This window comes from Bradyrhizobium sp. 141 (assembly GCF_023074055.1).
In the GTDB taxonomy this organism is placed as follows: domain Bacteria; phylum Pseudomonadota; class Alphaproteobacteria; order Rhizobiales; family Xanthobacteraceae; genus Bradyrhizobium.
This window is the reverse complement of the sequence record NZ_JADPKR010000111.1, coordinates 24,373-39,018: the sequence shown is the minus strand read 5'-3', so window position 1 is coordinate 39,018 and position 14,646 is coordinate 24,373. Positions and strand designations below refer to the sequence as shown.

The window sequence follows — 14,646 nt, the reverse complement described above, 5'->3', positions numbered from 1 at the left end:
CGCGAGCCGAACATGCGGATCGTTCACAATCCTGAGCTGGTTGTCTACAATGACGATGGATGCCGCGAGATCAGGTTTCCTCTCCAGAACGAAGTCTCGACATGCCGCGGCAAATTCCTCCTCTTGAACGCTCAAAGGTACCTTTACTTCCCTGCGAGAACTTCCCGCCATATTCGGGTCCCCTATGAACGATCGGCAGCGAGGCACCTGATGCCGGCTCAGGTTTTTGGATTTCTAGTGGCTCGCGCGCTTGGTCGATCTCTTCGGACCCGGCAACACATCCGTGCAAACACCTTCATACACTTCGCCAGCCAGGCCTATTGTCTCTCTGAACGTCGGATGCGGATGGATGGTCTTGCTGAGATCAATTGCATCGGCGCCCATCTCGATCGCCAGGCAGATTTCTCCAATCATGTCGCCAGCGTGCGGGCCAACGTTCACACCGCCGATGATGCGGTGCGTCTCTTGGTCGATGATCAGCTTGGTCATGCCATAAGACGCGCCCGAGGCGATCGCTCTGCCCGAGGCAGCCCACGGAAACTTCGCGGATCTAACGTGCCTGCCTGAGGAGGCCGCTTCATGTTCCATGATGCCAACCCAGGCCACCTCAGGATCAGTGTAGGCGACGTTCGGGACGATCTTCGCGTCAAAGAAGCTCTTGAGCACGGCAGCCGCTTCTGCCGCGACATGCCCCTCGTGAACCGCCTTATGGGCGAGCATCGGGTTACCCGCGACATCGCCGATCGCGAAAATATGAGGCAAATTCGTCCGCATTTGCCTATTGACTGCAACGAAACCTTTGCGTCGCATCTTACACCAATCTTCTCCAAGCCCAGATTTGCGCTGTTAGGCACTCTGCCTGCGGACTGCAGGATCAAATCGTAAGTTCGACGCCCCGGCTTTGAGCTTTCAATCTGGACCGATACGCCGTTACTATCTGCCGTGGCGCTTACTATATGCCGCCTCACTGTGCCCGAGCCGAGCATTGAGCTTCTGGATCAGCTGATCCGCGGCGTCCGCGATCACGGTACCGGGCGGGAAGATGGCTTCGGCACCGGCGGCGTAGAGCTCATCATAGTCCTGCGGCGGCACCACGCCGCCGATGATGATCATGATGTCCTCGCGGCCTTGCTTCTTCAGCGCGGCCTTCAGCTCCGGCACCGCGGTGAGGTGCGCGGCCGCGAGCGAGGAGACGCCGAGGATGTGGACGTCGTTCTCGACGGCCTGCCGCGCCGCTTCGTCGGCGGTGGCGAACAGCGGTCCGATGTCGACATCGAAGCCGATATCGGCGAAGGCAGACGCAATCACCTTCTGGCCGCGGTCGTGGCCGTCCTGGCCGATCTTGGCGACGAGAATACGCGGGCGACGGCCTTCCGCCTCCTCGAAGGCGTCGATCAGCGCCTGAACTTTCTCGACCTGGTTGCCCATGCTGGCCGCCTCCCGCTTGTAGACGCCGATGATGGACTTAATTTCGGCGCGGTGGCGGCCGAACACCTTTTCCATCGCGTCCGAAATTTCGCCGACGGTTGCCTTCGCACGCGCCGCGTCGATCGCCAGCGCGAGCAGATTGCCGTTGCCTTCGCCGGCCGAACGCGTGATCGCGGCGAGCGCGGCTTCGACGTCCTTCTGGCTGCGCTCGGATTTCAGTCGCGTCAGCTTGTCGATCTGCAGGCGCCGGACATTGGTGTTGTCGACCTTGAGGATGTCGATCGGCGTCTCGCCCGTCGGCTTGTACTTGTTGACGCCGATCACGGCCTGCTTGCCGGCATCGATGCGGGCTTGTGTCTTGGCCGAGGCTTCCTCGATGCGCAGCTTGGGCACGCCGGCTTCGATGGCCTTGGCCATGCCGCCGAGCTCCTCGACCTCCTGGATGTGGCCCCACGCCTTCGCGGCCAGGTCGCGCGTGAGCCGCTCGACATAATAGGAGCCGCCCCAGGGATCGATGATGCGGGTGGTGCCGCTCTCCTGCTGCAGGAAGAGCTGGGTGTTGCGGGCGATGCGCGCGGAAAAGTCGGTCGGCAGCGCCAGCGCTTCGTCGAGCGCGTTGGTGTGCAGCGACTGGGTGTGGCCTTGCGTGGCCGCCATCGCCTCCACCGTCGTACGCATCACGTTGTAGAACACGTCCTGCGCGGTCAGCGACCAGCCCGAGGTCTGGCTATGCGTGCGCAGCGACAGCGAGCGCGGGTCTTTCGGGTTGAACGGCTTGAGCAGTTTCGCCCAGAGCAGGCGCGCCGCGCGCAGCTTGGCGACTTCCATGAAGAAGTTCATGCCGATCGCCCAGAAGAACGACAGCCGCGGCGCGAAGCGGTCGACGTCGAGGCCGGCGGCAAGGCCGGCACGCAGATATTCGACGCCGTCGGCGAGCGTATAGGCAAGCTCGAGGTCCTGCGTCGCGCCGGCCTCCTGCATGTGATAGCCGGAAATGGAAATGGAGTTGTATTTCGGCATCTTCGTGGAGGTGTAGGCGAAGATGTCCGAGATGATCCGCATCGAGGGCGCGGGCGGATAGATATAGGTGTCGCGCACCATGAACTCTTTCAGAATGTCGTTCTGAATGGTGCCCGACAGCTTTTCCGGCGGTACGCCCTGTTCGCCGGCCGCGGCGACGTAGAGCGCGAGGATCGGCAGCACCGCGCCGTTCATGGTCATGGATACGCTCATCTGGTCGAGCGGAATGCCTGCGAACAGCGTGCGCATGTCGTAGATGGAATCAATCGCCACGCCGGCCATGCCGACGTCGCCGCCGACGCGCGGATGATCGGAGTCATAGCCGCGATGGGTGGCGAGGTCGAAGGCGACCGAGAGGCCCTTTTGCCCGGCGGCCAGGTTGCGGCGATAGAACGCGTTGGAATCCTCCGCCGTGGAGAAGCCGGCATATTGCCGGACCGTCCATGGCTGGTTCACGTACATGGTCGGGTAGGGACCGCGCAGGAACGGCGCGATGCCTGGCCAGGTCTCAAGGAAGTCGAGCCCGGCGATATCTGCTTCTCCGTATGCTGACTTGACCGGAATGCCCTCCGGAGTCACCCACGGATCGACGGAAACAGAAGAGGCGGCGACCGAGCACCTTTCGAAAGCAATACTTGCAAAATTCGGGATAACGCTGATGGATGACATCTGAGTGTTCGCGTTCGATTGTCGATTATCCGGAAACCTTCGGGTTTTGGATCCGGTTGTAAGCGGCATTTAGCGTTGCCAAGGCGTCGCAACTGACGTGAATAAAGCTGCAGATGCCAGCCCGCCGAAAAGCGGCCTCGGATAGAGAGGGAAGTCCCGCCAAATAGATGTGCCTAGCTCCGACTTGCTGAAGCGCGTGGGCGGAGATTTCGGCGCGCTCCGCATAGATCTTATCGCTGGAGCAAAGGCAGGCAAGTTCGGCACCAGAGCCCGTGAATGCGAGGGCAAGCTCGGCTGGGTCGGCGAAGCCGGCGCCGTCGATAGCCTCAATTCCTCCCGCTTCGAAGAAGCTCTTGGCGAATGTCGCGCGGGCCGTAAAGTCGGTCGGTGTGCCGAGATTAGCAAGAAACACTCGCGGCCGCGCGCCGAGTAGCTTCAATATCGCATCGGACTTATCGCGGAGCGATTCGAACGGTTCCGCAAGCCGGATCGGCGGCAGTGGGTCGAATACGAATTTCTGATCAAAGCTAGGCGGAAGAGCCATCGGTCTTACGTTTAGTACCGCCGCTGCGCCTTCGCCAAGGTTTGCGAACTCGCTCACTCCGGTCAGCGGGTCGCTGCGCTTCGCGAGATTTGCACCGCGCGCTGTGCGTGTAGCTGTGATCTTCGCCTGAAGCGTTCCTTGCTGTAGAGCGGCAAAAATGCCGCGCGCATTTTCGGTCTCTTGGAAACTCCTCCAGGCCGCGTCGCAAAGCTCCGTTGTTAGCGCCTCAATGCCGCCAGCACCTGCGGCAGGATCGCTAACCTTGGCAAGATTGCTTTCCTCCAGCAGCAGAAGCTGCGTGTTGCGGGCCACGCGCCGGGCAAACGAGTCTGGAAGGCCGAGCGCCAACGTGTGCGGCAGGACTGTGATCGCATTGGCACCGGCGATTCCCGCAGAGAATGTCGCCAAGGTAGCGCGCAACATGTTTACGTAGGGATCGCGCCGGGTCAACATGCGCCAGGACGTGTCAGCCGCAATGAACAGCGGCCTCGGCGCCACACCGCACGCCGATTCGATGCGCGCCCAGAGGAGTCGCAACGCGCGGAATTTAGCCATAGTCAAAAACTGGTCGGCGTCAGCAGTAAGTCGCGCATAGATCATACTTCGCGCTTGATCCAGCGGAATGCGCGCCGCCTCCATAGCGTGCAGATATGCCACGCCGCAGGCGAGCACAAAGGCAAGCTCCTGCACTTCTGAGCCGCCGGCGTCATGAACGATACGCCCGTCGCTCGCGGCAAACGGCCCCTTGAACCCCAGCGTTACAAGCCCTTTGATCGTGCTGGCAACGGTCCGCGCGATTTCTTCCCAAGTGTATGGACTGCGTCCGCTTAGGGCGCACGCGCCCAGCGGATCGAGCCCAAATCGAATGTCGCAGACGGCGGGATCGAAACCGACCGACTTCACATATTCCGCAACATGGATCGCGGTCTTACGCCCGTCTGTACCAATTTGAAGTTCAATCCCAATGCCGGCATCAAGGTGGACGTCCTTTAAAGCTTTGGCGACGGCACCTGCCGTTTGATCGAGACCGAACCCGCGGCTGCAGTTGGCGCCGGCAAAGACGAGCGTCAGGCCCGTCGCCCCATTCTCCAGATCGTGAAGGGCCTGCCTATTGGCCGTCACCGCGTCTGGATGATCGATGCGCTTCATGATCTGCCAAGGCGCCGCGGGTGCCCGCCCGTCGACTAGTGCAATGTCTTTCGCGCGGAGATAAATCGGCTCGATTCTCAAGTCGTCGTACGTCCTACCAATCAGCTTTTCGAACGGCGCTCCCTTTAGCACGCCATCAACCAGCTTGTGCCAGTCCTGGCGTGAAGCAGGCGCAAAGCCCGATGCCAATGCCAACCGTTCGGTTTTCATCAAGTCCACCTAATCCCAAGTGACGCTGAGCTGCCCAGCATGACTACTGCCTGGAAGTTTCCGAAATTCCCGCAGACAGGCTGCCCATCTCAGGTCGCCTCTTGCGGTATTCAGGAAAACTCCAAAATCAGCGCGTCGACCGCTAGCGTCGCACCGGCACTGGCGTGGATCTTCTTCACGGCGCCGTCTTGCTCGGCGCGCAGCACGTTCTGCATCTTCATGGCTTCGACGACCGCGAGCGTCTCGCCGGCCTTGACCTCCTGCCCCTCCGTTACCGCGATCGAGACGATCAGCCCGGGCATCGGACACAGCAGCTTCTTGCCGGTATCGGCGGCCGTCGTCACCGGCATCAGCCGCGCCGAGGTCGCTTCCGCTTCGGTCCAGACATAGACCGGGACTTCGACGCCCTGATGCGCGAGGCGGACGCCGTTGGCGATCGGGCGGGCCTGCACCGCAACGAGGTGACCGTCGATGGTGCCCTGCCAGACCGGATCGCCGGGCTTCCACGGCGAGGCCAGCAGATGCGAATTGCCGGCCTTGCCCTCGGCATCGACGAAGCGCACTGCGATGGCGTCGCCCTCGCGAGCGATTTCGAGCTGGATCTCCCGACGGTCGAGCCAGACCGCGCGGCGATGCGCCGGGCGACCTCGCCTTCGGGTACGCGCACCGCAAAGCCCTTGGGGAATTCCTCGGCGATGAAGCCGGTCGACAGCCGCCCCTCGCGCCAGCGCGGATGATGCATCAGTGCCGACAGGAACGGGATGTTGTGGCGGATGCCGTCGACGTAGAACGAGTCCAGCGCGGTCGCCTGCGCCTCGATCGCGGCCGCGCGCGACGGCGCATGCGTGACGAGCTTTGCGATCATCGGATCGTAATGGATCGAGATCTCGCCGCCCTCCTGCACGCCGGTGTCGTTGCGCACGGTGATGCCGTCCTTGCTCACTTCCGCCGGCGGTCGGTATTTCACCAGCCGCCCGATCGAGGGCAGGAAGTTGCGGAACGGATCTTCAGCGTAGAGGCGCGATTCCACCGCCCAACCGGTCAGCGTGACGTCCTTTTGCGCGAGCGCAAGCTTCTCGCCGGCGGCCACGCGGATCATCTGCTCGACGAGGTCGACGCCGGTGACGAGCTCGGTGACGGGATGCTCGACCTGGAGGCGCGTGTTCATCTCCAGGAAGTAGAAGCTCTTGTCTTGCCCTGCGACGAATTCGACGGTGCCGGCGGAATCGTAGTTCACGGCTTTCGCCAGCGCGACCGCCTGCTCGCCCATCTTGCGGCGGGTGGCCTCGTCGAGCAGCGGCGACGGCGCCTCCTCGATGACCTTCTGGTTGCGGCGCTGGATCGAGCATTCGCGCTCGCCGAGATAGACGACGTTGCCGTGCTTGTCGCCCAGCACCTGGATCTCGATGTGACGGGGATCGACGATGAACTTCTCGACGAAGACGCGGTCGTCGCCGAACGAGGCTTTTGCTTCCGCCTTGGCGAGGTTGAAGCCTTCGGCCACTTCCGACTTCGAATGCGCGATGCGCATGCCCTTGCCGCCCCCGCCCGCGGAGGCCTTGATCATCACGGGATAGCCGATCTCGTCGGCGATCTTGACCGCGTGCTTGTCGTCCTCGATGACGCCGAGATAGCCCGGCACGGTGGAGACCTTGGCCTTGGCGGCGGCCTTCTTGGATTCGATCTTGTCGCCCATCGCCGCGATGGCGCCGGGGTTCGGGCCGATGAAGACGATGCCGGCGGCTTCCAGGGCGCGCGGAAACGCCTCGCGCTCGGACAGGAAGCCGTAGCCGGGATGCACCGCCTGTGCGCCGGTCTTCTTGCAGGCCTCGACGATCTTCTCGATCACCAGATAGCTCTCGGCGGCGGCGGGCGGGCCGATCAGCACGGCCTCGTTGGCCATCTCGACATGGAGCGCGTCGCGGTCGGCCTCGGAATAGACGGCAACCGTCTGAGTACCCATCTTGCGGGCGGTCTTGATGACCCGGCAGGCGATTTCGCCGCGATTGGCGATCAGAATCTTCTTGAACACAGCTCTACCTACAACGGAATGTTGTCGTGCTTCTTGGCCGGAATTTCCATCTTCTTGTCACCCAGCATGGCCAGCGCCCGTGCGATGCGGCGCCTCGTTGCATGCGGCATGATGACGTCGTCGATATAGCCGCGCTCGGCGGCGATGAAGGGCGACAGGAACCGGTCTTCGTATTCCTTGGTGCGGGCCGCGATCTTGTCGGGGTCGCCGATGTCGCTGCGGAAGATGATCTCGACCGCCCCCTTAGCGCCCATGACCGCGATCTGCGCGGTCGGCCACGCATAGTTCATGTCGGCGCCGATCTCCTTGGACGCCATGACGTCGAAGGCGCCGCCATAAGCTTTTCGCGTGATGATGGTCACCAGCGGCACGGTGCACTGCGAGTACGCGAACAGGAGTTTCGCGCCGTGCTTGATCAGGCCGCCATATTCCTGCGCGGTGCCGGGCAGGAAGCCGGGAACGTCCACAAAGGTGACGATCGGAATGTTGAAGGCGTCGCAGAAACGCACGAAACGCGCCGCCTTGCGCGAGGCATCGCTGTCGAGCACGCCGGCCAGCACCATCGGCTGGTTGGCGACGAAGCCCACGGTGCGGCCGGCGATGCGGCCGAAGCCGATGACGATGTTCTTGGCGAAGCTCTCGGCGATCTCGAAGAAATCGCCCTCGTCCACGACTTTGAGGATCAGCTCCTTCATGTCGTAGGGCTTGTTCGGATTGTCGGGGATCAGCGTGTCCAGGGACATGTCGACGCGGCCGATATCGTCGAAGCTCGGCCATTCCGGCACGCCGTCGCTGTTGTTGGACGGCAGGAAGTCGATCAGGCGCCGCATCTGCAGCAGCGTCTCGACGTCGTTGTCGAACGCGCCGTCGGCAATGGAGGAGCGCGTGGCGTGCACGCTGGCGCCGCCGAGCTCCTCGGCGGTGACGACCTCGTTGGTGACGGTCTTCACCACGTCCGGGCCGGTGACGAACATGTAGCTGGTGTTCTTCACCATGAAGATGAAGTCGGTCATCGCGGGCGAATAGACGTCGCCGCCGGCGCAGGGCCCCATGATCACGGAGATCTGCGGGATCACGCCCGAGGCCAGCACGTTGCGGCGGAACACGTAGGAATAGCCGGCGAGCGCGGCAACGCCCTCCTGGATGCGCGCTCCGCCGGCATCATAGAGGCCGATGATGGGCGCCCGCGCCTTCATCGCCATGTCCTGGAGCTTTGTGATCTTCAGCGCGTGGGTATCGGACAGCGAGCCGCCGAACACCGTAAAATCCTTGGCGAAGACAAACGTTTTGCGGCCGTTGACGGTACCCCAGCCGGTGACCACGCCGTCTCCCGGAATCTTGGTCTTCTCCATCCCGAATTCGGTCGAGCGGTGCTGGACGAACATGTCCATCTCCTCGAACGAATGCTTGTCGAGCAGCAGGTCGATCCGCTCCCGCGCGGTGAGGCGGCCGCGCGCATGCTGCGCGTCGATGCGCTTCTCGCCGCCGCCGAGTTTGGCACCGGCGCGACGTTGTTCAAGGGCTTCGATAACGGACATCGATTGGGCCAACTGATCTACCGCTTTCTGGCGATTGGAGGCAGGTCGGTGCAAATGCCCTCATGGACTTCGGCAGCCATGCCAATCGTCTCGCCGAGGGTCGGATGCGGGTGAATGGTCTTTCTGATATCGATCGCGTCAGCCCCCATTTCGATAGCGAGACAGATTTCCCCGATCATATCGCCGGCATGCGGTCCGACGATCACCCCCCCGACGATGCGACCGGTTTCGGCGTCGAACAGCAGCTTCGTCATGCCATAGGACGCGCCCGACGCGATGGCCCGGCCGGACGCGGCCCATGGGAATTTTGCCGAACGGATATTCCGTCCGGATTCGGCGACATCACGCTCGGACTTGCCGACCCAGGCGATCTCAGGATCGGTGTAGGCGACATTGGGGACGATCTTCGCGGTAAAGGCCGCCGGCTTCCCGGCAGCTACTTCCGCGGCGACGTGCCCCTCGTGAGCGGCCTTGTGCGCCAGCATCGAACCGCCGACGACGTCGCCGATGGCGAAGACGTTGCGCGCCGTCGTTCTCATCTGATCGTCGACCTGAATGAAGCCGTTCGAATCGATGGCAACGTCGATCCGTTCGAGGCCGAGCTCGCTACTGTTGGGAACACGGCCGGCCGATTGCAACACCAAATCGTACGATCGTGTCCGTACCGATGCGCCTGTGGTACCGACCCTCACGCCGTCCGGCGTGATTTCGGCGGTTGATACGCTGCTTGCGACGTCGATATGCTCGAAGCGATGCGCGTTGCGCGAACGCCAGATCTTCACCGCGTCGGCATCCACGCCCGCCAGGATATCGGGAAGCCTTTCGACAAGATCGATCTTGGAGCCGAGCGAGCTGTAGACGGTCGCCATCTCCAGCCCGATGATCCCCGCTCCGATTACGAGCATGCGGCCCGGAGTGCTTCGCAGCGCGAGCGCGCCGGTCGAGGTCACGACCCGCTCGTCCTTGGGAAGCACCGCCAGCTGCACCGCGCGCGAGCCCGTGGCGATGATGCATTGACCAAATTCAATTTGCTGCGAGCCTGCCCCCTCACCGACAATCTCGAGCCGCGTGGCGGAGGCGAATTTCGCGATGCCGCGGATCACCGTGACGCGGCGCGCTGCCGCCATCTGGCTCAGCCCATCCGTCAGCTTCTTGACAGTGCCGTGCTTGAAGGCGCGCAGCTCCTGCAGATCGATCTGCGGCGCGGCGAAGCGAATGCCCTTGTCCGCGATCCGTTCGGCCTCCTCCTTGACGGCCGCAACATGAAGCAGCGCCTTCGACGGGATACATCCAACGTTCAGGCAAACTCCGCCCAAGGTGCCGTAGCGCTCGACGATCGCGGTGTTCAGTCCAAGGTCTGCGGCCCGAAACGCTGCTGAATAGCCGCCCGGCCCGCCTCCAATCACGACAAGATCGTAGCGCGTATAATCTGTTGCGCGCCGGCCAACATCCTGATCCGCTGAGATCGTCTCGCCCTGCGCGCCCGCTTCGTCCGACGCTGACGCCTTGCCAATCATGGAGCCTTGAGACACCTTGTCTCCAACACGCAGCGACATGCTCGTGATCACCCCTGCGATCGGCGACGGAATCTCCAGCGTGGCATTGTCGGATTCCACTGTGATCAACGCCTGCTCTCGCACGACGACGTCGCCCGCCCTGACGTGGACCTCAACGACTTCGACGTCTCGGAAATCCCTGATGTCGGGGACCCGGATTTCCTCTGTCCGCATCTGCGTCCTCACAATGCGAAGCGCCGCAGATCGGAGAGCACCGACGCGACGAAGCCCAGGAACCGGGCCCCAGCCACGCCGTCGACGACCCGGTGATCCCACGACAGACTCATCGGAAGGATGAGGCGCGGTTCAAACTCGCGGCCGTTCCAGACCGCCTCGGTGGCGGCCCGCCCGGCGCCGAGGATCGCCACCTCGGGCGCGTTGATGATGGGCGTAAATCCCTGACCGCCGATGCCGCCGAGAGACGACACCGAGAAACAGCCGCCCTGCATGTCGCCCGACGCGAGCTGCCCCGCGTGCGCCTTGTCGGCGAGCGAGCGCATCTCCGCGGCAATCTGCCGAAGGCCCTTCTTATCGCAGTCCCGGATCACCGGCACGACCAGACCTCTCGGCGTGTCGACAGCGACGCCGATGTGGACGTAGTGCTTGAGGATCAACTCATCGCCATCGAGCGACGAATTGAAGCGCGGGTATTTCTGCAGCGCCAAGGCCGCGGCCTTGATCAGCAGCGACACCATGGTGAGCTTCGCCGTGTCCTTCGCGGCCTCGGCATTGGCGAGCTGACGAAAGGCTTCGGCGTCGGTCACATCCGCTCTGTCGAAATTCGTTACATGGGGAATGACGCTCCAGTTGCGCGAGAGGTTCGTACCGGTCAGCTTCTGGATCCGTGTCAGCGGCAGGCGCTCGACCGCGCCGTACCTCTCGAAATCCACCTTGGGCCAATCGACCGGGGCGTCGGGCTCAGGCGCCATCGCCGGTCCCGATCGCACCAGTCCGTTGACGAAGGCCGCCACATCCTCGCGCAAAATCCGGCCCTTGAGGCCAGTGGGCACGACCGAGTCCAGCGTCACGCCGAGCTCACGCGCCAAAGCGCGGACCGACGGCGATGCATGCGCCGCCCCGCTAGGCTGCGGCTGCTGTGCACGTGCTCGCGAGTCATCGACTGGAGCCGCGGGCGCCGGCCGTGACAGCGCCTCCTGCTGCGAGATCCGTTGCTCCACCTGCGGTGCCGACGCAGTCGCCGGCGGAGGCGCGGTGGATTCGCCGCGACCTTCGAGGATCATCAGAACCGAACCTTGAGAAACCCGCGCCCCGACGTCGATCATCAGTTTGGCCACCGTGCCTGCGGCCGGGGATGGCACCTCCATCGTCGCCTTGTCGGACTCGATCGACAGCAACGGCATGTCGATCGTGACCTCGTCGCCGACCGACACATTGATTTCGACTACCGGAACATCCTTGTAGTCCCCAATATCTGGCAGAACGACTTCAATTGAACGAGACATGCGCGCTCCGCCCTCTCTCAGCGCGACCAAGGCGATGCAACGCCGGTCGGCAATTCGTAACTGGCGATGGCTTCGGCGACCTGCTCACGCGCCACTTGACCCAATTTTGCCAGCGCCGACAGCGCCGCAACGACGATCTGCTTGCGATCGACCTCGAAGAACGATCTCAGCGCGGCGCGCGTATCGCTGCGCCCGAAGCCGTCGGTGCCCAGCACCGTATAGGGCGCCTCGATGTAAGAACCGATCAGTTGCGGATACGCCCGGACATAATCCGATGCCGCGACGATCGGCACCTTGCCGCCGAGGCATTGTACGACGTGGCTCTCGACCGGGGTCGACAGCGGCGAGAGCCGATTAGTTCGCTCCACCTCGCGCGCCTCCCGCGCCAGCTCGGAAAAGCTCGTTGCCGACCAGACTTCACAGGCCACTTTCCATTCGCTTTGCAGCATCGCTGCGGCGGCGAGCGCCTCCGGGAGAATGGCGCCCGAGCCGACCAGCCTGATCTTCGCCGGCCCGTCAGCGCTCGGCAGAACTCGATAGAGACCCTTGATGATGCCGTCGCGTGCATCGTCGGGCATCGAGGGCTGCGCATAGTTCTCGTTCATCGCCGTGAGGTAATAGAACTCGTCGTTGCCCTGCTCGAGCATCGACCGCATGCCGTGATCGACGATGACGGCCACCTCGTAGGAGAATGCCGGATCGTAGGCCCGGCAGTTCGGAACGGTCGCCGCCATCAGATGGCTGGACCCGTCCTGATGCTGCAAGCCTTCGCCGCCGAGCGTCGTCCGGCCGGCCGTCGCCCCGATCAAAAAGCCACGCGCGCGCTGGTCCGCCGCCGCCCAGATCAGATCGCCGACCCGCTGAAAGCCGAACATCGAATAGTAGATATAGAACGGCAGCAACGGGAAGTTATGGATGCTATAGGAGGTCGCCGCCGCGGTCCAAGACGAAATCGCCCCCGCCTCGGTGATCCCCTCCTCCAGCAATTGACCGTCGATCGCTTCCTTGTAGTACAGCATCGAACCGGCATCTTCCGGCTCGTAGAGCTGTCCCGCCGGCGAGTAGATGCCGACCTGTCTGAACAGGTTCGCCATTCCGAAGGTGCGGGCTTCGTCGGCGACGATCGGAACGATGCGCGGGCCGAGCGTTTTGTCCTTGAGCAAATTGGTGAACAGCCGCACGATCGCCATCGTGGTCGACGTCTCCTTGCCGTCGCCGCGCAGCGCGAACTCCGCGTAGGATTGCAGCGGCGGCACCGGCAGCGCCGCCGAAGCGCGTCGCCGCGCCGGCATGTAGCCACCGAGTGCCGCGCGACGGGCGCGCAGGTACTGAATTTCCGCGCTGTCTTCCGCAGGCCTGAAGAATTCCAGATCCTCGACTTGCTCGTCGCTGAGCGGCAGGGCGAGCCGGTCGCGGAACGCATACAGCGCGTCGACGTCGAGCTTCTTGGCCTGGTGCGACGTCATGCGCGACTCGCCGGCGCCGCCCATGCCGTAGCCCTTCTTGGTCTTCGCCAGAATGACGGTCGGCCGACCCTTAATGTCCTTCGCGGCGGCAAAGGCCGCGAACAGCTTCTTGAAATCGTGGCCACCGCGCTTCAGGCCGTCGATATCCGCGTCCGACATGTGCGCAACTAGCGCCCGGACCTCGGGATCCTCGCTGAAGAAGTGGGCGAGGTTGTAGGCCCCATCCTTGGCGCCGAGCGTCTGATATTTGCCATCGACGGTGTCGGCGAATTTGCGCAGCAGCGCATGCTTGCTATCGCGCGCGAAGATATCGTCCCAGTCCGATCCCCACAGCACCTTGATGACGTTCCAGCCGGCGCCCTGGAAAAGTGATTCGAGTTCCTGAATCACCTGCCCGTTGCCGCGGACCGGCCCATCCAGGCGCTGCAGGTTGCAATTGACGACGAAGGTGAGGTTGTCGAGATTTTCCCGTGCCGCCAGGGCGAGCCCGGCGATCGATTCCGGCTCGTCCATCTCGCCGTCGCCGAACACACCCCAGACGTGGCGACCAGCCGTCTGCACCAGGCCGCGATGCTGCAGATACTTCATGAACCGCGCCTGGTAGATCGCGCTGATCGGGCCGAGGCCCATCGACGCCGACGGCACCTGCCAGAACTCTGGCATCAGCCAGGGATGCGGATAGGACGACAGACCGGGACCACTCAGTTCCTGGCGATACAGCTTCAAATTTTCGTCCGACAATCGGCCTTCGAGATACGCTCGTGCATAGACTCCAGGAGACGAATGCGGCTGGAAATACACCAAGTCCCCCTCCGACTCGGAGCTTGACGCGCGAAAGAAATGATTGAAACCGACTTCGAAGATCTCTGCCGCCGAGGTGTAGCTGGCGACGTGCCCGCCGAGTTCCCCATAGGCCTTGTTGGCACGGACCACCATCGCGAGCGCGTTCCAGCGAATGATCGCTGTCAGGCGGGTCTCGATCGCGACGTCGCCGGGGTAGGGCTTCTGCTGCTCGAGCGGAATAGAATTGCGATAGGGCGAAAACGGCGGAGAGTCCGGCAGAACGCCGAGCTCCTTCGCGCGCCGATCGAGCGCAGCCAGGATGTATCGCACGCGCTCGGCACCGGCGCTGTGGTGGAGCGATCCAAGCGAGGCGAGCCAATCGGCGGTTTCGACCGCATCCAGATCGGCGTTGACGGCCTTGCGTGGCGGATCGATGTGTGCAGTCATGCGTCGGGCTCCGAGAAAGCCCGCACTTGGTAGCATCGGGTGCTATGGCACGTGCTGCTGAATACGGCCGCGTTCCGACAGATTGCCCGGCTCCGGCAGGACGCCGAGGCTCGCATCGCAGCATTCTCTGCTGTTGGTTTAATCAGGCGAGTGATCGAGCCGTCGGCCGCCTGACAGGTGCTCCCTCTTGGTCACGGCGCAGCATGCCGCATCGCTCAGCGCTCACGCCGCAGTAGCGGGCATCTTGTCGCAGATCAGCGAACTCGACGGCTCGCCGCGACTAGTGACCTGACCTTTCAAAACAGCTAACCTCGGTTAGCAGCAGGATCTGCATCAAGGCT

Annotated in this window: 7 protein-coding genes and 1 pseudogene; all 8 read right to left on the bottom strand. The window is 63.2% G+C overall.

The annotated features are described in order from the left end of the window. Positions 1-234: 234 nt before the first annotated feature. Complete coding sequence (locus IVA81_RS36575; RefSeq protein WP_346659432.1) at positions 235-774, bottom strand: FAD-dependent oxidoreductase; 540 nt, start codon at positions 772-774, stop codon at positions 235-237. Between the two features lie 159 nt (positions 775-933). Then, entirely contained in the window at positions 934-3,108 is a 2,175-nt protein-coding gene (gene scpA, locus IVA81_RS36570; protein WP_247327382.1) for a methylmalonyl-CoA mutase, read from the bottom strand. A 34-nt stretch (positions 3,109-3,142) separates the two neighbouring features. Continuing rightward, on the bottom strand, positions 3,143-5,020 hold the full coding sequence (locus IVA81_RS36565; RefSeq protein ID WP_247327264.1) for a methylmalonyl-CoA mutase family protein: 1,878 nt from the start codon (positions 5,018-5,020) through the stop codon (positions 3,143-3,145). A gap of 110 nt (positions 5,021-5,130) precedes the next feature. Further along, positions 5,131-7,052, bottom strand: a pseudogene (locus IVA81_RS36560) (acetyl/propionyl/methylcrotonyl-CoA carboxylase subunit alpha). An 8-nt stretch (positions 7,053-7,060) separates the two neighbouring features. Further along, positions 7,061-8,590: an acyl-CoA carboxylase subunit beta gene (locus IVA81_RS36555; RefSeq protein WP_247327261.1), complete on the bottom strand. Its 1,530-nt coding sequence runs from the start codon at positions 8,588-8,590 to the stop codon at positions 7,061-7,063. Between the two features lie 17 nt (positions 8,591-8,607). Next, positions 8,608-10,320, bottom strand: a complete 1,713-nt coding sequence (lpdA, locus tag IVA81_RS36550; protein ID WP_247327258.1) for a dihydrolipoyl dehydrogenase — start codon at positions 10,318-10,320, stop codon at positions 8,608-8,610. Between the two features lie 8 nt (positions 10,321-10,328). After that, positions 10,329-11,609: a 2-oxo acid dehydrogenase subunit E2 gene (locus IVA81_RS36545; RefSeq protein ID WP_247327255.1), complete on the bottom strand. Its 1,281-nt coding sequence runs from the start codon at positions 11,607-11,609 to the stop codon at positions 10,329-10,331. Between the two features lie 17 nt (positions 11,610-11,626). After that, positions 11,627-14,305 carry an alpha-ketoglutarate dehydrogenase gene (mdeB, locus tag IVA81_RS36540; RefSeq protein WP_247327253.1) on the bottom strand — a complete coding sequence of 893 codons (2,679 nt, stop codon included), beginning with the start codon at positions 14,303-14,305 and terminating at the stop codon, positions 11,627-11,629. Positions 14,306-14,646 lie beyond the last annotated feature (341 nt).